The sequence below is a fragment of the Williamsia limnetica genome (genome assembly GCF_003217475.1).
GTDB lineage: Bacteria > Actinomycetota > Actinomycetes > Mycobacteriales > Mycobacteriaceae > Williamsia > Williamsia limnetica.
In genome coordinates, this window is sequence record NZ_QJSP01000014.1 from 66158 (window position 1) to 83865 (window position 17708).

12 protein-coding genes are annotated in these 17708 nt (G+C 65.2%); 9 read left to right on the forward strand and 3 right to left on the reverse strand.

Annotated features, from left to right (window positions below; translation table 11 throughout):
• The first annotated feature begins 25 nt into the window (after nt 1-25).
• Nucleotides 26-2107, forward strand: a complete 2082-nt coding sequence (locus tag DFR67_RS21930) for a bifunctional copper resistance protein CopD/cytochrome c oxidase assembly protein (protein WP_170135264.1) — start codon at nt 26-28, stop codon at nt 2105-2107.
• Between the two features lie 149 nt (nt 2108-2256).
• The gene (locus DFR67_RS21935; RefSeq protein ID WP_110471699.1) at nt 2257-2706 is read left to right on the forward strand and encodes a single-stranded DNA-binding protein; all 450 of its coding nucleotides are present in this window, start codon (nt 2257-2259) and stop codon (nt 2704-2706) included.
• 2 nt (nt 2707-2708) lie between these two features.
• Here DFR67_RS21935 and DFR67_RS21940 read toward each other — a convergent pair whose 3' ends face one another.
• Nucleotides 2709-3905, reverse strand: coding sequence for a hypothetical protein (locus DFR67_RS21940; protein ID WP_425451321.1), 1197 nt, complete (start codon nt 3903-3905; stop codon nt 2709-2711).
• A 202-nt stretch (nt 3906-4107) separates the two neighbouring features.
• Between DFR67_RS21940 and DFR67_RS21945 the strand changes: the two genes are divergently transcribed.
• From DFR67_RS21945 to DFR67_RS21970, 6 genes are all read left to right on the forward strand, one after another.
• Nucleotides 4108-5166, forward strand: a complete 1059-nt coding sequence (locus DFR67_RS21945) for a 2,3-butanediol dehydrogenase (RefSeq protein ID WP_110471615.1) — start codon at nt 4108-4110, stop codon at nt 5164-5166.
• Nucleotides 5163-5942 (forward strand): acetoin reductase, encoded by a 780-nt coding sequence (locus DFR67_RS21950; protein WP_110471616.1) that lies wholly within the window; start codon nt 5163-5165, stop codon nt 5940-5942. The genes DFR67_RS21945 and DFR67_RS21950 overlap by 4 nt, the downstream gene beginning before the upstream one ends.
• The gene (locus tag DFR67_RS21955; RefSeq protein ID WP_245938086.1) at nt 5943-7229 is read left to right on the forward strand and encodes a GAF domain-containing protein; all 1287 of its coding nucleotides are present in this window, start codon (nt 5943-5945) and stop codon (nt 7227-7229) included. It abuts the gene before it with no gap.
• A 124-nt stretch (nt 7230-7353) separates the two neighbouring features.
• Nucleotides 7354-9027 carry an energy-dependent translational throttle protein EttA gene (gene ettA / locus DFR67_RS21960; protein ID WP_110471617.1) on the forward strand — a complete coding sequence of 558 codons (1674 nt, stop codon included), beginning with the start codon at nt 7354-7356 and terminating at the stop codon, nt 9025-9027.
• An 89-nt stretch (nt 9028-9116) separates the two neighbouring features.
• Entirely contained in the window at nt 9117-13937 is a 4821-nt protein-coding gene (locus DFR67_RS21965; protein ID WP_110471618.1) for an NAD-glutamate dehydrogenase, read from the forward strand.
• Complete coding sequence (locus DFR67_RS21970; RefSeq protein ID WP_211325132.1) at nt 13937-14629, forward strand: DUF8185 domain-containing protein; 693 nt, start codon at nt 13937-13939, stop codon at nt 14627-14629. The genes DFR67_RS21965 and DFR67_RS21970 overlap by 1 nt, the downstream gene beginning before the upstream one ends.
• A 10-nt stretch (nt 14630-14639) precedes the next feature.
• Here the strand turns inward: DFR67_RS21970 and DFR67_RS21975 are convergent, their stop codons facing one another.
• Together DFR67_RS21975 and DFR67_RS21980 are read right to left on the reverse strand one after the other, a co-directional pair.
• Nucleotides 14640-16223, reverse strand: coding sequence for a glycoside hydrolase family 13 protein (locus DFR67_RS21975; protein ID WP_245938097.1), 1584 nt, complete (start codon nt 16221-16223; stop codon nt 14640-14642).
• Nucleotides 16224-16356: 133 nt separating this feature from the next.
• On the reverse strand, nt 16357-16752 hold the full coding sequence (locus DFR67_RS21980; RefSeq protein ID WP_110471619.1) for a globin: 396 nt from the start codon (nt 16750-16752) through the stop codon (nt 16357-16359).
• A gap of 185 nt (nt 16753-16937) precedes the next feature.
• Between DFR67_RS21980 and DFR67_RS21985 the strand changes: the two genes are divergently transcribed.
• On the forward strand, nt 16938-17624 hold the full coding sequence (locus tag DFR67_RS21985) for an HNH endonuclease (protein WP_211325133.1): 687 nt from the start codon (nt 16938-16940) through the stop codon (nt 17622-17624).
• Nucleotides 17625-17708 lie beyond the last annotated feature (84 nt).

Sequence of the window (17708 nt, forward strand, 5' to 3'; positions counted from 1 at the left end):
CCGGCGCGGTGCCTACCCTGAAAGAGTGAGTACGCCGAGCGCCGATTCGATCGACATCCGCCGTAGTGCCGCGGCGAGCATCGGGTGGGTGCTGGCCTGGGTCGCGGCTGCAGTAGCCATCGCAGTCACCGCCATCTCCGCGAGCAAGGCCCTGGATCTGGCCGGCGTCGGTGATCCCGGTGCGCTGACGCGTTACGGACTGCCCACCGTGCAGACAATCGGTGAGATCGGAGCGGTGGTTGCCGTCGGTGGGGCGCTGTTCGCGGCCTTCTTCGTTCCGCCGCAACAGGACGGGGTTCTGGACGTCGGCGGATATCGCGCAATCAGGTTCGCATCGGTGGGTGCGCTGGTCTGGGCGATCGCGGCACTGCTCATGATCCCGCTGACCATCTCGGACGCCTCCGGCTTCCCCTTGTCGGAGACTCTGACGGTTGATCGCATGACCACAGCCTTCGACCAGGTGGCCGATGCGCGATCCTGGTTGTGGACGGCCATCTTCGCGTTGATCTGCGCGATCGTTGCCCGGATCGCGTTGCGCTGGACGTGGACCCTCATCACGTTGCCGCTGGCGTTGTTGACGCTGATGCCGATAGCCATCGCGGGACATTCGTCGACCGGCGGAAGCCACGATGTCGCCACCAACAGCCTGATTCTGCACATCGTCGGCGCCTGCCTTTGGATGGGTGGCCTGTTCGCGCTGCTGGCCTACGCACGCGGAGGCGGCCAGTTCACGGCCCTGGCGACCCGGCGGTATTCGCGTGTGGCCTTCTGGTGCTTCATCGTCGTGGGAGCCAGTGGAGTCGTCAATGCACTGGTCCGGGTGCACATCGATCAACTCTTCACCGAGACCTACGGGCAGCTCGTGCTCGCAAAACTCGCCGCATTGGTCGTCCTCGGTGGTTTCGGCGCCTGGCATCGGCGTACGACCATCCCGGCTCTGTCCGGTGATGCCGGTAGCAAGCCGTTCGTCAGATTCGCATTCGTCGAGTTGCTCGTGTTCGCGGCGACTTTCGGTATCGCGGTCGGGCTCTCGCGTACCCCGCCGCCGGCCAACGTCGATCCGGCCGACATGCCGGCCGCCGAACTCGTCCTTGGTTACCGCATCGACGAGGCGCCGACCTTCGGTGCCCTGCTGACCGACTGGCGCTTCGACCTGCTGTTCGGCACCCTGGCGATCGTCATGGCCGTGGTGTATCTGCGCGGCGTGATCAGGCTCCGCCGCCGCGGGGACGCGTGGCCGATCGGACGCACGATCACGTGGATGCTGGGGTGCGCGGCGTTGCTGTTCGCAACCTCGTCAGGACTGGGAAAGTACGCGCCCGCGCTGTTCAGCATGCACATGATCGCGCATATGGTCCTGTCGATGCTGGTGCCGGTACTTCTGGTCCTCGGCGGCCCGGTGACCCTGGCGCTGCGGGCGCTGTCGCCTGCCGGACGCGGCGCACCTCCGGGCCCCCGTGAGTGGATCCTGACACTCCTGCACAGTCCGTTCTCGAAGTTCATGACCCACCCACTGGTCGCGTCGGTGCTCTTTGTCGGCAGCTATTACGTGCTGTACCTGGGCGGTGTGTTCGAGCTGCTGGCGGACTATCACGCAGCGCACGTCGCGATGAACCTGCATTTCATGGTCAGCGGCTACCTCTTCTACTGGGTTGTCATCGGTATCGACCCGGCACCTCGCACGCTGTCACCGGTGGCCAAGCTCGCGATGGTGTTCGGCTCCCTGCCATTCCATGCGTTCTTCGGCGTTGCTTTGATGAGCACCGACAACATCATCGCGCGCGATTACTACAACAGCCTGATGCTGCCGTGGAACCCCGACCTGATGAGTGATCAGCGCCTCGGCGGCGGCATCGCCTGGGCAGCAGGTGAGATACCGCTCGTCCTGGTGATGCTCGCGTTGCTGGTGCAATGGAGTCGGCAGGATCAAAGGCAGGCGACCCGCTTCGACCGGCGAGAAGAGCGCGATGACGGTGCGGAGCTGGCGAGCTACAACGCGATGCTCGCCCAGCTCTCCGGCAGGCCGCAGGCATCCGATCCGCCGCCCGCCGCCCCCGTCGGCGAGTCCGCCGAAACGGATGTCGACTCGCCTGGTACCCGCTCCTGACGTCGCGAACTGCCGACTTGTCCACAGTTGTGCCGCGTCTCCACAGATGACCCCGTTCGGCCCGTGTGTCCTCTTCGCGGGCGGTCATGCTGATCAGACGAGCCAATTCGTCGACCGGTCGATGCCGGGAGAATCAGCAGGGGGAGTTCATGTACGAGACCTACACGACCGTGATCGGCACCGTCATCTCGCAACCGCGTCGCCGCCAGACGGCGTCGGGGGAGGATGTCTTCTCGTTCCGCATGGCGTGCAATTCGCGCCGGCTGGACAAGCGCAACGGTGAATGGGTTGACGGCCCCACTCTGTATCTGACCGTCAGTTGCTGGCGAAAGCTCATCGACGGGGTGGTGTCGGTGGTGGCGAAAGGCAGGCCGGTGATCGCCCACGGGCAGATCAAGACGAACGAGTACGTGGCCGACGACGGGGAGCGGCGCGCCGATCTCGAGATGACCGCGACGACCGTGGGGTTGGACCTGAGTCGCTGCGCGGTGACCTACGTCGGGGCCACCACCCGCGGCGGTCCGGGTCAATCTGTGACCGAACCGCCGGAGGCGGTGGCGCAATCCGCTGCCGGGCACACCGACGCGGCAGCCGCCTGATCTCACTCCGCTGTGACCGGTTCTCCCGGCGACAGTCGCCGCAGGCCGAGTGATCCGAACCCGACCACGTAGAGCAGGGTCCACAAGACCAGCCAATCGATGAAGCCCAGGGCGTTTCCGCTGATACCGGGTGCTGCGGCCGGTTCGTGCAAGATGTGCTCGGCGGCAAAGCGGTAGTAGAGAACGAAGGTCGCGACGGCCAGCGCCAACGTGACCACCGTTCTGATCGCGAGATTGGCAGCCGTGCCGAACCCGGTCGGACGGTTACCGAAAGCGTTGGCCCAGAAGATCATCCAGAAAGCCCAGCACACACCCAGTTGGGCGGGATATTGGTGAAGGGTGTCGCCGAGGCCGTCCGCGGTGAGTGAACCGAGCAGTAACCTGATCAGTGGAAGGGCGGTGAAATAGAGGAGCGTGCCCAACGCGACGTTGCCGATGGTCGCGGCCAGCGCGATGCGACCGGGACTGCCCGCGAGTCGCCACGGCCAGTTGTCCAGGGTCTGCCCCGTGAGGATGACCGAGACGATGATCGCGTAGAACCAGCCGAGCACGGTGTCGACCGACATCAGGGGATCGCCGCTGCTCAGGGACACCGACGGTAGACCGATGACGAAGTACAGCACCATGGTCGGTGCGGCGACGGCCGCGATCTCGGCGAGCCCGACCGCGGGTTGTTTCAGGCCGAGCTGTGGCCACGGCCAGTGCTGCCAGTTCAGAACGGCCATCACAAAGGTGCCGAAACCGAACAGCACGAACAGTGCGCCGGTGAAATAACCGAGCCCGCCGTCGCGGCCGACTGCGAAGTCGGGGTCGATGTGTCCGAGACCCTGGGCGAGCAACACAGTCATGCCGACTGAGAACAGCCCCGTAGCAGCGGCGATCGCGAGTCCGCGCCACGGCTGTCGTAGGCGGTCGAAGCCGGCGAACTCTGCGTTGAAGCCGATGAACACCACGAACAGGATCGCCCAGAACAGTGCGGCATTGAACGGGAGGGGATAGAAATTCCATGGACTGAGCTCGGGGTCGGCCAGCAGATACCAGCTCGCCACGGACACCACCACCACAACAACAAGGTTCGCGAGTCCGAACAGGACCCAGCGCGAGGGGGCCTCGGCGTTGTCTGGTGACGCGGGCGGATCGGGTGTCGGGTCCGCAGCGGGCGCGGGTGCTCCCGCAGCCGGTGGTGTTCTTGTCGCCATCTCGATCTCCTTTGTTGGGCGGATCAGCGCAGTAACCATGATCTGGATCACACTCACGCCGGCAGGGTTGCGAGGGGTTGCAGTCGCGACGCCCCGCCGGAGTGGTCGAATGCAACGCCCTGCAACCCTGTCGGGTTGTGCCCTGGCTCACATACCTTCAGCCCATCGGTGGCATCCGCCATCGCCGAGCAAGGAGGCAGTGATGCAAGCAGCCGTCTACTACGGGCCGAACAAGCTCGAGGTCAGCGACGTGCCGGAGCCGCACCCGGGGCCAGGTGAAGTGAAGATCAAGGTCGGATTCAACGGGATCTGCGGAACCGATCTGCACGAGTACTACGCCGGTCCGATCTTCATCCCGACCGAGCCCCATCCGTTGACGGGTCAGCAACTGCCGCTGGTGATGGGTCACGAGTTCTCGGGCACCATCACCGAGGTGGGCGAGGGGGTCATCGGCCATTCGCCGGGTGATCGGGTTGCCGTTGAGCCGCTCTACCGTTGCGACAACTGCCACTCGTGCCGCGCGGGCAACTACAACATCTGCGCTCAGATCGGTTTCCACGGCTTGATGTCCGACGGAGGCATGGCCGAATACACGGTGGTGCCCCAGCGGATGCTCCACAAGCTTCCCGACAACGTCTCGCTCGAACTCGGCGCTCTCGTCGAACCGATGTCGGTGGCTTACCACGCAGCGTCCCTGGGTGATGTGCATCCGGGTGAGACCGCGATGGTCTTCGGGGCCGGACCGATCGGTATCGGTCTGTGGTTTGCGCTGACCGGGATGGGCCTGGAGGACGTCTACGTCGTCGAGCCATCGTCGACCAGGCGTGCGGCGATCGAGGTGCTCGGAGCCCGGACGCTCGACCCCACGGCGGTGGATGTCCCCGGATTCATCGCAGACACCACCGGTGGCCGTGGCGCGGACGCCGCTTACGACGCCGCCGGCGTGGAGCCTGCCGTGCAGACCGCCCTGGCCTGCATCGGCGCTCGGTCCCCGATGGTGAGTGTTGCAATCTACGAAAAGCCTTTGACCACTCCACTTCTCAATCTGGTGATGAACGAGTCCCGGATACAGGGTTCGTTGTGTTACACGTCTGCCGACTATGAGGCCGTGATCGGTCTGATGTCCCAGGGCCGCTACGACACCACCGGATGGGTCAGCACGATCGCTCTGGACGACGTGCTCGACGAGGGCTTCGAAGCTCTCCACGCCGGTACCAAGATGAAGGTTCTGATCGATCCGTCCGCGCAGGTGCTCCGATGAGCCTGGACGGAAAGGTCGCCCTGATCACTGGCGGTGGCCAGGGGATAGGTCGCGGTATCGCCCTTCGCCTCGCCCGCGATGGCGCCGACATCGCCCTCGTGGACGTGAATGTCGAAGGCATCACGTCGGTGGCCGCCGAAATCCGGGAGATCGGTAGGAAAGCAGAGACGATCGAGGCGGATGTGGCGGACCGCGATCAGGTGTTCGCGGCGGTCGATTCCGCTGCCGTCGCGCTCGGCGGTCTCGACATCATGGTGAACAACGCAGGCATTGCGCAGGTCTCACCGCTGGACGATGTGACACCGGCGCAGCTGTCGAAGATCTGGGCGATCAATGTCGACGGTGTCTTGTGGGGTATCCAGGCCGCGGCGGCGAAGTTCCGGCAACTCGGCCATGGCGGCAAGATCATCAATGCGTCGTCGATCGCAGGTCACGATGGGTTCGCGATGCTCGGTGTCTACAGCGCGACGAAGTTCGCCGTTCGCGCGCTGACGCAGGCCGCGGCGAAAGAGTATGCCTCGGAGAAGATCACGGTGAACGCCTATTGCCCGGGCGTGGTGGGCACGGACATGTGGGTGACCATCGATCAGCGATTCGCTGATCTCACCGGTGCACCGGTTGGTGCCACCTACGAGAAGTTCGTCGAGGGTATTGCGCTCGGCCGCGCCGAGACCGCCGAGGACGTCGCGTCTTTCGTGTCGTACCTCGCCGGAGCCGATGCGGATTACATGACGGGACAGTCGGTGATGATCGACGGCGGACTGGTCTACCGCTAGGTGGGTACCGACATCGAACCGGCAGTTCCCGCAGGCGAGGACCCGCGCAGTTACGCGCAGGTCCTCGCCGAGGTCTACGACGCTACGATGGCCGGCGGAAAGTCCCCCGCACGGCCGCGGGATCTGATCAGCGCGTCGTGGCTCCGGCTGCGGCGTGGCGGGGTCGATCCCGACGCGGTGCGGCCGCGACCGATCGTCGCCGATCTCGAGCTGCGACGACGCGAATCGGGTTTGGCGCCGCTGCTGCCTGATCTGATCGGAGGCCTCGCCGCTGCGACTGCGGGCGGTGACAACATCGTGGTGGTCACCGACAGTCACGGAAAGGTGCTGTGGCGCAGTGGTGCCCGGGCAGTCCTGCACCGGGCGGATCGGCTCGGGTTTGTCGAAGGAGCCGATTGGGCCGAGGACTCGGCGGGAACCAACGCGATCGGGACGGCGCTGGTGTCCCGCACAGCCGTCCAGATCTTCTCTGCTGAGCATTTTCTGCGAAGTCATCACGCCTGGACGTGCTCAGGTGCGCCCATCCGGGATCCACGCGACGGCCGGCTGTTGGGTGCGATCGACGTGAGCGGACCGGCGAACACCGTGGCGCCGATCGTGCTGGCCCTGGTGGACGCGGTGGCCCGACTCGCCGAGTCGAGCCTCCGGGAACAGCACCGTCGTCAGCTGGACGGTCTGCGGTCGGTCGCCGCGCCGCTGCTCGCCGCGGCACACCGGCCGGCGCTGGCCGTGGACAACCACGGGTGGGTCGCGGCGGTGGGCAGGACCATCGATCGCAACCGCATCGCGCTGCCGACACGCGTGCAGGCCGGTACGGCGTGGCTGCCGGAACTCGGCGTGTGCGATGTCGAGCCCCTGCCCGGGGGTTGGCTCGTACTGCCGACCGAAGACGATCCGGAGACGATCGGCGCCCGGTCGCGGGTGCGTCTGGATCTGCGCGACCCCCACCACAGCACCATCCACGTCCAGACGGAGCTGGGTTCGTGGTCGCATGAGCTGTCGCCACGGCACGCGGAGATCCTCTTCTTACTCGCGGTGTCGCCGGCCGGGACCTCCGCCGCAGAACTCGCCGCGGACATCTTCGGCGACCGGGGGCGGGCGATCACCGTACGCGCCGAGATGTCGCGGCTACGGAAGTACCTGGTCGGGGTTCTCGCTGCGCAGCCCTACCGGTTCGCAGACGATGTGGCACTGGATCTGGTGTTTCCCGCCGACCGTTCGCGCTTGCTCCCGCACTCCCTGGCAGCGACGATCGGGCGCCACCGATCCGTCGTGGCCGACGGGTAGGCTCGCCCGGGCCGGCGGGGCGGCGATGACCCACTACGCTGGAGGAGTTGCCGATTGCTGCAGGTGCAGTCGATCGGCCCGCCAAACCGCGGTGACACGTGCGATCAGGTAGAGAGGCCATAACGTGGCAGAGTTCATTTACACAATGAAAAAGGTGCGAAAAGCACACGGCGACAAGGTGATTCTCGATGATGTCACCATGTCGTTCTATCCCGGTGCCAAGATCGGGGTGGTGGGCCCCAACGGTGCCGGTAAGTCGTCCATCCTGAAGATCATGGCCGGAATCGACCAGCCGTCCAACGGTGAGGCGTTCCTCGACCCAGGCGCGAGCGTCGGCATCCTCATGCAGGAGCCCAAGCTCAACGAAGAAAAAACAGTTCGGCAGAACGTCGAAGAAGGTATGGGCCTGATCAAGGAGCAGCTCGACCGTTTCAACGAGATCGCCGAACTGATGGCCACCGACTACTCGGACGAGCTCATGGAAGAGATGGGCAAGCTGCAGGAGGCGCTGGACCACGGTGACGCGTGGGACCTCGACTCGCAGCTCGAGCAGGCGATGGATGCCCTGCGTTGCCCGCCCGCCGACGAGCCGGTCACCCACCTCTCCGGTGGTGAGCGTCGTCGCGTCGCATTGTGCAAGTTGCTGCTGCAGAAGCCTGACCTGTTGCTTCTCGATGAGCCCACCAACCACCTCGACGCCGAGAGCGTGCTGTGGCTCGAGCAGTACCTGGCGTCGTACGCCGGTGCAGTGCTCGCGGTCACTCACGACCGTTACTTCCTCGATCACGTCGCGCAGTGGATCTGCGAGGTCGATCGCGGCAAGTTGCATCCGTATGAGGGCAACTACTCCACATACCTGGAGAAGAAGGCCGAGAGGCTCGAGGTCCAGGGCAAGAAGGATCAGAAGCTGCAGCGTCGGTTGAAGGAAGAACTCGCGTGGGTTCGTTCCGGTTCGAAGGCACGCCAGACCAAGAACAAGGCGCGCCTGGGTCGGTACGAGGAGATGGCTGCCGAAGCCGACAAGATGCGCAAGCTCGACTTCGAAGAGATCCAGATCCCGACGCCGCCGCGCCTCGGTGATGTGGTCGTGAACGTCAAGAACCTCGACAAGGGGTTCGACGGCCGAGTGCTGATCAAAGACCTGTCGTTCACCCTGCCGCGCAATGGCATCGTCGGTGTCATCGGACCCAACGGCGTCGGCAAGACCACCCTCTTCAAGACCATCGTGGGGCTCGAAGAGCCGGACTCCGGCGAGGTGAAGGTGGGCGAGACGGTTCGGCTCAGCTACGTCGACCAGAACCGCGCCAACATCGATCCCAAGAAGAACGTCTGGGAGGTCGTCTCCGACGGCCTCGACTTCATCGAGGTCGGCCAGAACGAGATGCCTTCGCGCGCCTACGTCAGTGCGTTCGGATTCAAAGGCCCTGACCAGCAGAAGAAGGCCGAGGTGCTCTCCGGTGGTGAACGGAACCGCCTGAACCTCGCGCTGACCCTCAAAGAGGGCGGAAACCTGATCCTGCTCGACGAGCCCACCAACGACCTCGACGTCGAAACCCTCGGCTCGCTGGAGAACGCGCTCGAACTGTTCCCCGGCTGCGCAGTGGTCATCTCGCACGACCGCTGGTTCCTCGACCGCACCTGCACCCACATCCTGGCGTGGGAAGGCAATGTCGAAGAAGGTAAGTGGTTCTGGTTCGAAGGCAACTTCGAGGCGTATGAGGCGAACAAGATCGACCGTCTCGGTGCGGACGCGGCCCGTCCGCATTCTGTGACACACCGGAAGCTGACGCGGGATTAGCCATCCCCGGCCGGTGGCCGTCACTACCATTTGATGTCAGACCCCACGGAGATTCCGTGGGCAACCGATCAACTGCGGGAGTGACGGCGATGACCGGATCGACACAGTCTGATCTGACGGATTCTTCTCTCGAGAATCTGTCGGCGCCTGTGAAAGACCTTCTGCCACAAGTGGTCAGGGGGTATTTTCACAGTCCCGCAGCGCGCGGCGACATGGGCTGGGATGAGCTGGGTACCGCACAACGGTCCCAGCTCGTCCGCCATGTCGCACTCGCATCCACCAGGACCGACGGCGACGCGGCCACCGATATCGTCGTCGACCGCGGGACCTTGTCGATGGTTCTGGTCGCGGACGACATGCCGCTGCTCGTCGAGTCCGTGGTTGCCGTGATGGAGGCGGCGGGACTGACCGTGGTGCGCATCGATCACCCGATCTTGGACGTTCGGCGTAGTGCCGATGGTGCCCTGCTCGAGGTCGGCGGGCTGCAACAGTCGGGCCCCGGGCAGATCTCCGCCGAGTCGTGGATCTACGTCGAGGCGACACCGACGGTCTCCGCGGTGGATGTCGACGAGATCTCCCGCGAGATCGACATCGTGGTGCGGCGCATCGCGGACGTCCACCGCGACCGTACCGCGATGTTGTCGGTGATCACCGGCCTCGCGAGCCGCTTCGCCGCCTACACCACCACGACGACGCCGCCCGACGGCCTTGACGCCTCGTCGGCAGACGATTTCAGCCGCATGTTGTCGTGGCTCGCCGAGCACCACTTCGCCCCGTACGGCTACGTCCACTGCTCCGGCGCCGCCGATGCCGGCACCCCGGACCCGGATTCCGGTCTGGGGGTCTGGCGCAGCGGCGCCGTCGCACACCGGGCCACCGGTGGGTCGGATGCGGTGTCAGTCCGCGCGCTTTACCTGCCCACCCGCATCCAGCGGTCCAACTTCCCGAGTCTGATCGGCGTCGCCGATTACGACGAGACCGGCAGACGCGTGGGCGAGCACGTGTTCGTCGGTACGTTCACGCCCACTGCGCTCCACGAGAACATCCTCGAAATTCCCGTCCTCGATGCCAAGGTGGCCGCGATTCTCGCTGCCGCCGACGTCCCGGCCGATTCGTACACCGGTATGGCGATGCTCGAGTTGCTGCAGACGTTCCCGCGGTCGGAGCTGTTCTCGGTGGATGCCGACGAGATGGCGCGAACGCTCACCGAGGTTCTCGAGGCAGTCCCCAACCGTCAGCTCCGGGTGTTCCTGCGCCCGGACCCGGCCGGTGAGATCGTATCGGCGCTCGTCTACCTACCACGGGATCGTTACACGACGAGACTTCGTGAGACGTTGCAGGACCTGCTGCTCGACGAACTGGGTGGCGACGCGCTCGAATACACGGCCCGTGTCAGTGAGTCGGCGCTCGCGCTCCTGCACGTGATGATGAGGGTGAAGAGACCGGACTGCGACCGGTTGGGATCCCTGGCGGTCGGGTCGGCCGGGCAGGTCGAGATCCAGAACATTCTCATCGAGGCGGCCCGGGGCTGGGACGAACGGTTGCGGGAGGTGGCGGCGACAGACCCGAGTGCGGACGTCGTCGACGGGATCTCGTTCTTCACGTCCAACCTCCCGGACAGCTACAAGGATGTCCGGGACCCGCAGGAGGCCTTCGAGGACATCCAGATCGTGCAGTCGCTGACCGATGGCGATTTCCACGTCAGGCTGCACCGCGGGCCCGGCGACGACGGCAGACCGTCCGGGCAGGCCGACTGGCGCTTCTCGTTCTATCTCTGTGGCAGGCCTGCGACGCTCACCGAGGTGTTGCCGGTCCTGCACAGTCTGGGAGTGAACGTCCTCGACGAGCGACCGTTCGAGATCCGCAGGCCGGACGGTGAGCAGTGCTATGTGTACGAGTTCGGATTGACACTCGCGGGCGGGATGATCGTCGACCCCGACAGTCTCTCCGATGTCGAGCGTCGTTTCACCGAGGCATTCGCCCAGATGTGGCGGGGCCACGCCGAGGTCGACAATTTCAACGAGCTGATCTTCCGCTGTGGACTCTCCTGGCGCGAGGCCGCGATGCTCAGGGCGTATGCGAGATATCTGCGCCAATGCGGTTCGTCCTACAGCGTGACCCACGTGGCCGCGGTGCTGGGGACCAACGTCTCCGTCACCAAGGCCCTGGTCGAGCTGTTCCGCGCGTCGTTCGATCCGCAGTGCGCGGACGACAAGCGGCGCTCTGAGGTGCTCGACGAGTTGTCGGCGGCGATCGGGGCGATCATCAGCATGGACGTCGACAAAATCGTCAGTGCCTACGTCTCGGCGCTCTCGGCGACGGTGCGCACCAACTACTACGGGACCGACAATCAGGGACTCCCGCACAAGGTGCTGAGTTTCAAGTTCAGGCCACGCGACATCCCGCAGACCCCGCAACCGCGGCCGCTGTTCGAGATCTACGTGTACTCGCCGCGGGTCGAGGGCGTCCATCTGCGCTTCGGGACGGTTGCCCGGGGTGGGCTGCGCTGGTCGGATCGGCAAGAAGACTTCCGGACCGAGATCCTCGGTCTGGTCAAGGCACAGGCCGTCAAGAACGCCGTCATCGTGCCGGTCGGGTCCAAAGGCGGTTTCGTGGTGAGGCGACCTCCGATCCCCACCGGAGACGTCGCCACAGACCGCGACGCGTTCCGCGCGGAAGGCGTCGAGTGCTATCGCCGGTTCATCGCCGGACTGCTGGACCTGACCGACAACATCGATCAGAAATCCGGTGAGACTGTCGGTCCCGCAGAGGTGGTTCGCCGCGACGACGACGACCCGTACCTCGTGGTGGCCGCGGACAAGGGCACCGCCACGTTCTCCGACATTGCCAATGAAGTTGCAGGTCAATACAACTTCTGGCTCGGTGATGCGTTCGCGTCGGGCGGATCGGCGGGCTACGACCACAAAGCCATGGGTATCACTGCGCGAGGCGCGTGGGAGGCGGTCAAACGCCACTTCCGTGAGATGGGCACCGACACGCAGACCGAGGACTTCACCGTCGTAGGCGTCGGGGACATGAGCGGCGATGTCTTCGGCAACGGCATGCTGCTCTCGAAACACATCCGGTTGGTCGCAGCATTCGACCACCGGCACGTCTTCATCGATCCCGATCCTGACGCTGCCACGTCGTTCACCGAACGGCAGCGACTCTACGATCTACCGCGTTCGTCGTGGGCCGACTACAACACCGATCTGATCAGCACCGGTGGCGGAGTATGGCCTCGCGATCAGAAGTCCATCCCGGTGAGCCCTCAGGTGGCCTCCGCGCTGGGCCTGTCCGGCGACACCGGTCACCTGTCACCGCCGGAGCTCATCCGGGCGATCCTGCTGGCGCCGGTCGATCTTCTGTGGAACGGCGGTATCGGCACCTACGTCAAGGCCAGTAGTCAGTCTCACGAGGACGTCGGGGACAAGGCCAACGACGCCATCCGCGTCGACGGAAACGAACTGCGCACCAGGGTGATCGGTGAGGGCGGCAACCTGGGGGTGACCGAGCTCGGACGCATCGAGTTCGATCTCAGCGGTGGTCGCATCAACACCGATGCCATGGACAACTCGGCCGGTGTCGACTGCTCTGACCATGAGGTCAACATCAAGATTCTTCTCGACTCCCAGGTGTCCGCAGGCAATCTCGCACCCGAGCAGCGCAACCCGCTGCTCGAATCGATGACCACCGAGGTGGGGGATCTCGTCCTCGCCGACAACGTCTCGCAGAACGCGGAACTGGGCACCAGCCGGGCGGGCGCAGCGGGAACTGCAGGGGTCTACACGCGGCTGCTCAAGGACCTGGCAGCCCGCGGCGTGGATCTCCGGCTCGAAGCACTGCCCCGGCCTGCTGAACTGGTCAAGCGCGCAAACACCACGGGCCGGCATGGGTTGACATCACCGGAGCTGGCGACGGTGATGGCGCATGTGAAGCTCGGTCTGAAGGCGGACATGCTGACGGGCGATCTGCCCGACAACGACGTCTTCTCACCGCGGCTGATCGATTACTTTCCCGCACCGCTGCAGGAGCGCTTCGCGGACGGGATCGCCGCACATCCACTGCGCCGCGAGATCATAACGACCGCGGTGGTCAACGATCTCGTCGACAACGCAGGCATCACCCACGTGTTCCGGCTGTGCGAAGGCAGCGGATCAGACCCCGTCGACGTCGTGCGGTCCTATCAGGCCGTCACCGACATCTTCGGCTTGCACGGGCTCTGGCGCGACATCGCCGCGGCGCCCTGCGAGATCCCGACGACCAACGCGATGATCGTCTACACCCGCCGGCTGCTCTTCCGGGCCTCGCGCTGGATGATCGCCGGACGGCCCCAGCCGTTGGCCATGGCGGCCGAGGTGACCCGGTACGGGGATCTGGTGGCCGAACTGTCACCGCAACTGCCGAATTGGTTGCGCGGCATCTCCGAAGGTGGGGTCGGCGAGCGTGCGAGCGACCTCATCGATGCCGGGGTGCCGGAGAAGACCGCGCAGGCGGTCGCGGTCAGTCTGCACCGGTTCTGTCTCCTCGACATCATCGATGCGGCCGAGATCGCCGACCGGGACCCGGCCGAGGTGGGCGAGCTCTACTTCGCGCTGTTGGATCACCTCGGGGTCGAACAACTTCTCAACGCGGTCTCCGACCTCGACCGCAAGGACCGGTGGCATTCCCTGGCACGGTTGGCGTTGCGTGATGACCTGCACGGCGCGTTGCGCGCGTTGTGCCTGTTGATCCTCGACTCCGGAGAACCCGAGGAATCGGCGGACGAGAAGATCGCCGACTGGGAACTCGGCAACGCCTCGCGGCTGTCTCGCGTCCGGGGAACCCTGTCGGAGATCGCCGGGTCGGGCGAACTGGACCTGGCCACCTTGTCGGTGGCGGCCCGTCAACTGCGAAGCATCATCCGCTGATGGCGCAGCTCACGCTGGCGGCGCGCGATCGCGTCGACCTCGCCACGTTTGCCGCTCGCGCGTTGCGAGGTGACGACATGGCTGTGCTCCGGATCCGGGCGCGGCCTGACGGACTACTCGGGGTGTGGGTCAACACCGGCTTCGACGTGCTGGCGAGCCGGGTCGTGGCAGGGTCCATCTCCGGTGATGACGTGGTGTGTGGTGCGACCGAACTCCGGTCTGCGCTGCAGGAGGCGGCGTCCGATCCAGGTACGGCCACGGTGGACACCGGGTTCGCCCTCGACAGCGCGTGGCACGGCGCGCTGCCACCGGTCGCCGGCTTCTCGCACCTCGATGACGTTCCCGCCCGCGTCTTGGTCCAGCTCGCGCGCAGTGGTGCCGAGGTCGCCCGAACGCAGGGCAGTGGCCACGGTCCGCCGACCTCATTGCTGGACCAGCGGGTGCTCGATGTTTCCGCCGACTCATCCGACGAGGTTGTCGGGGTATCGATGCGGTCGATCTTCGCCCTGACAGCGATGGGTTTCGTCCGGCAGTCCGACAACCGTGACGTCACCGAGGCGTCGTCGATCGACTTGATCGACTCGGGCGAGATGGTCCGGGTTCGTAACACGGCAGTCTGGATCCGCCTCGACGCCCGGTTCGGGTCTGTCTACCAGCGCCGGACGATGTCGCTGTCGTTGTCGGTCAACTGAGGCGGGGCGCTCAGATCAACCAGGCTGCGGAGTTCGGCGCGAGCTTGCCATCGACGAGCGGCTTGCTGCTCAGCAGCAGATCACCGGGCGGCAGTCCGATGGGAGTCGGACTGGCGTTGAGCGCGCAGACCAGCTTGCCCATCGAGCGCCGAAATGCCAGGCAGCCCTCGGGTGCGCCGTACCACTCGATGCCCTCGCCCGCGAACTCCGGACGGTTCTTCCGCAGCTCGATGGCCTGCCGATACAGCGACAGCGTGGAATCGATGTCCTCGAGTTGGGCTTCGGCGGTGAGCCCGGACCATTCCGACGGAATCGGCAACCAGGTGTCCGGATTGGTCGAGAACGCGAACGGCGGCGAGGCCCCTTCCCAGGGGAGCGGTACACGGCAGCCGTCGCGGCCACGTTCGGTGTGACCGGAGCGCTCCCACACCGGATCCTGGAGCACCTCGTCGGGCAGTTCTGCGTTCGGCAGACCCAGTTCTGCGCCGTTGTAGATGAACGCCGCCCCAGGCAGAGCCAGTTCGACGAGAATCATGGCCCGAGCCCGGTCGGTACCCGCAGTAGGGGAGTCCTGTTCGGCGTAGCGGGTGACCTCACGCTCGACGTCGTGATTGGACAATGTCCAGGTCGGGGTGCCCGACACCGAGGCGACCGCCTCGAGCGAATGCTCGATCGCCCCTCGGATCTCCTCCGAGTCGAACTGCACCTTGGCCAGTCTGAAGTTGAACCCCAGGTGGAGCTCGTCCGGACGTACGTACTCGGCGAAACGGACGTTGTCCTTCACCCAGATCTCGCCGACGGTCATCGCGTCGGGGTAGTCGTCGAGCACCGCGCGGATCCGCCGATGGATGTCGTGGACCCCGTCGTTGTTGAAGCGGGGATCATCGTCATCGTTGCTGAGCAGACCGACCGCTTCGTGGTCCATGTCGGGCAGGCCTTCTGGCTTGGCCATTCCGTGCGCGACGTCGATGCGGAACCCGTCCACACCGCGGTCGAGCCAGAATCGCAACGTCTTCTCGAGGTCGGCGAAGACCTCCGGGTTGTCCCAGTTCAGGTCGGGCTGCTCGGGGGCGAAAATGTGCAGATACCACTGTCCGGGTGTGCCGTCGGGTTCGGTGACGCGCGTCCACGCGGGACCTCCGAACACGCTGGGCCAATTATTCGGTGGCTCATCTCCGACGGGTCCCTTGCCGTCCCGGAAGATGTAGCGTTCGCGGGCCGGGCTCCCAGGTTCTGCTCCGAGTGCCTCGAGAAACCACGCGTGCTGATCGCTCGTATGGTTGGGCACCAGGTCCATGGTGACCTTGATGCCGCGGCTGTGCGCTTCGGCGACGAGGGTGTCGAGCGACTCCAGGCCCCCGAACAGTGGATCGATGTCGCGAGGATCGGCCACGTCGTACCCGTGGTCGGCCATCGGGGACTTCATCACGGGGCTCAACCACAGGGCGTCGATCCCGAGCAGCTCGAGGTAGCCGAGTTTGTCGATCACGCCCGGTATGTCGCCGACGCCGTCACCGTTGTGGTCTGAGAACGACCGTGGGTAGATCTGGTAGAAGATCGCGTTTTGCCACCACAGCGGGTATTCGGCCGTCATTGCAGGCTGAACGTGCTGTGCCGCATCAGTTTCTGACGCGGGGAGATCGTTGTTCTGCGTGTCACTCACACCACTCATCTTGCCTCACGCACCAGCGGCGGTCGCGATCACTGTGCCGCATGCGTCGTGCGTCTCACATAGGTGCGTTCACCATGGATTCGGCAGCCATCTCCATGTAGTCGGTGAGCGCCTGCCGGTGCTCGTCGTCGAGGCGCCGCGAATCGATGGACGCGATGGCGATGTGCATGCAGCGGAGCCACGCCGCCTTTTCGAGCTGCCCGATCCGGAAAGGGTTGTGTCGCATCCGCAGCCGGGGGTGGCCTCGCTCATCGGAGTAGGTGCGAGGCCCACCCCAGTACTGCTCGAGGAACATACGCATCCTGCGTTCGGCAGGGCCGAGATCTTCCTCGGGGTAGAGCGGCCGCAGGATCTCGTCCTGAGCGACCTCCTCATAGAAGCGGGCGGTCAGATCGTGAAAAGTCTGTTCGCCGCCCACTGCGTCGTAGAACGTCTGCGGAGAAGTACTCACCCCTGCATTGTTCCATCACCTCCGATCGGACACATGAGTGCCGGCCCGTCGAGGTCGATCGGGGCTGACACACAGTGTTCACCAAAACGACCTTCGTCGAGGCTCCATATTGCCGTGCATTAATCGCATTTCCGTGTTGAACTGAATCGTTCCCACCGAGGTCGGTTGTTTGGCCGGGAGGTTAGATGTCGCGGACGAAAACGCAGCGCGAGAAGGCACGCGCGGGGCAGGAAGGCGTCGCTGCCCGTGCGGACGCGCGCGTCAGAACACGGGGCGACGCCAGCGTGTCCACCCTCGATCCCCGCGCCGGCGCCGCCGATGCGGTCATGGCCCCGCCCACAGGCGCAGGCTCCAGGTGGGGGAAACATCGGGTTCTGCTCCTGAACGCCACCTATGAGCCGCTCGCAGCCATCTCGATACGTCGCGCGATAGTCCTGGTCCTTCGTGAGCGGGCCGACGTCATCCACGAGGACGGCGCCGGCCCCCTCATTCATTCGGCAGACCTCGCGCTCCCCATACCGTCTGTGATCCGACTACGCAATTACGTCCGCGTCCCGTATCGCGCGGTCATCCCGATGACAAGGGCTGCGTTGATGCAGCGCGACAGGACGAGATGTGGGTACTGCGGCGGCAAGGCCGACACGATCGACCATGTGGTCCCGCGCAGTCGTGGCGGCACCCACACCTGGGACAACTGTGTCGCCTGCTGCGCCTCGTGCAATCACAAGAAGGCCGACAAGCTGCTCGGCGAACTCGGGTGGACGCTGAAGGTGCCGTTGACCGCACCGAAGGGCAGGCACTGGCGGCTGTTGGCGACCGTCAAGGACTTCGATCCGGCGTGGATGCGCTACCTGGACGTCGGAGCAGCGTAGGTCCCGGCGGGACGGGGCCCGACCAGAGACACGGGTGACCTGGCGGAGCTTACGCGAGGGTCGTCGGCTAAGTTTTGAGGCAAG

Coding starts and splice junctions, on each gene's coding strand:
- DFR67_RS21970 (WP_211325132.1), top strand. CDS start 13,937: ATGGCGCAGCTCACGCTGGCGGCGCGCGATCGCGTCGACCTCGCCACG.
- DFR67_RS21935 (WP_110471699.1), top strand. CDS start 2,257: ATGTACGAGACCTACACGACCGTGATCGGCACCGTCATCTCGCAACCG.
- DFR67_RS21975 (WP_245938097.1), bottom strand. CDS start 16,223: ATGACGGCCGAATACCCGCTGTGGTGGCAAAACGCGATCTTCTACCAG.
- DFR67_RS21965 (WP_110471618.1), top strand. CDS start 9,117: ATGACCGGATCGACACAGTCTGATCTGACGGATTCTTCTCTCGAGAAT.
- DFR67_RS21985 (WP_211325133.1), top strand. CDS start 16,938: ATGTCGCGGACGAAAACGCAGCGCGAGAAGGCACGCGCGGGGCAGGAA.
- DFR67_RS21940 (WP_425451321.1), bottom strand. CDS start 3,905: ATGGCGACAAGAACACCACCGGCTGCGGGAGCACCCGCGCCCGCTGCG.
- DFR67_RS21950 (WP_110471616.1), top strand. CDS start 5,163: ATGAGCCTGGACGGAAAGGTCGCCCTGATCACTGGCGGTGGCCAGGGG.
- DFR67_RS21945 (WP_110471615.1), top strand. CDS start 4,108: ATGCAAGCAGCCGTCTACTACGGGCCGAACAAGCTCGAGGTCAGCGAC.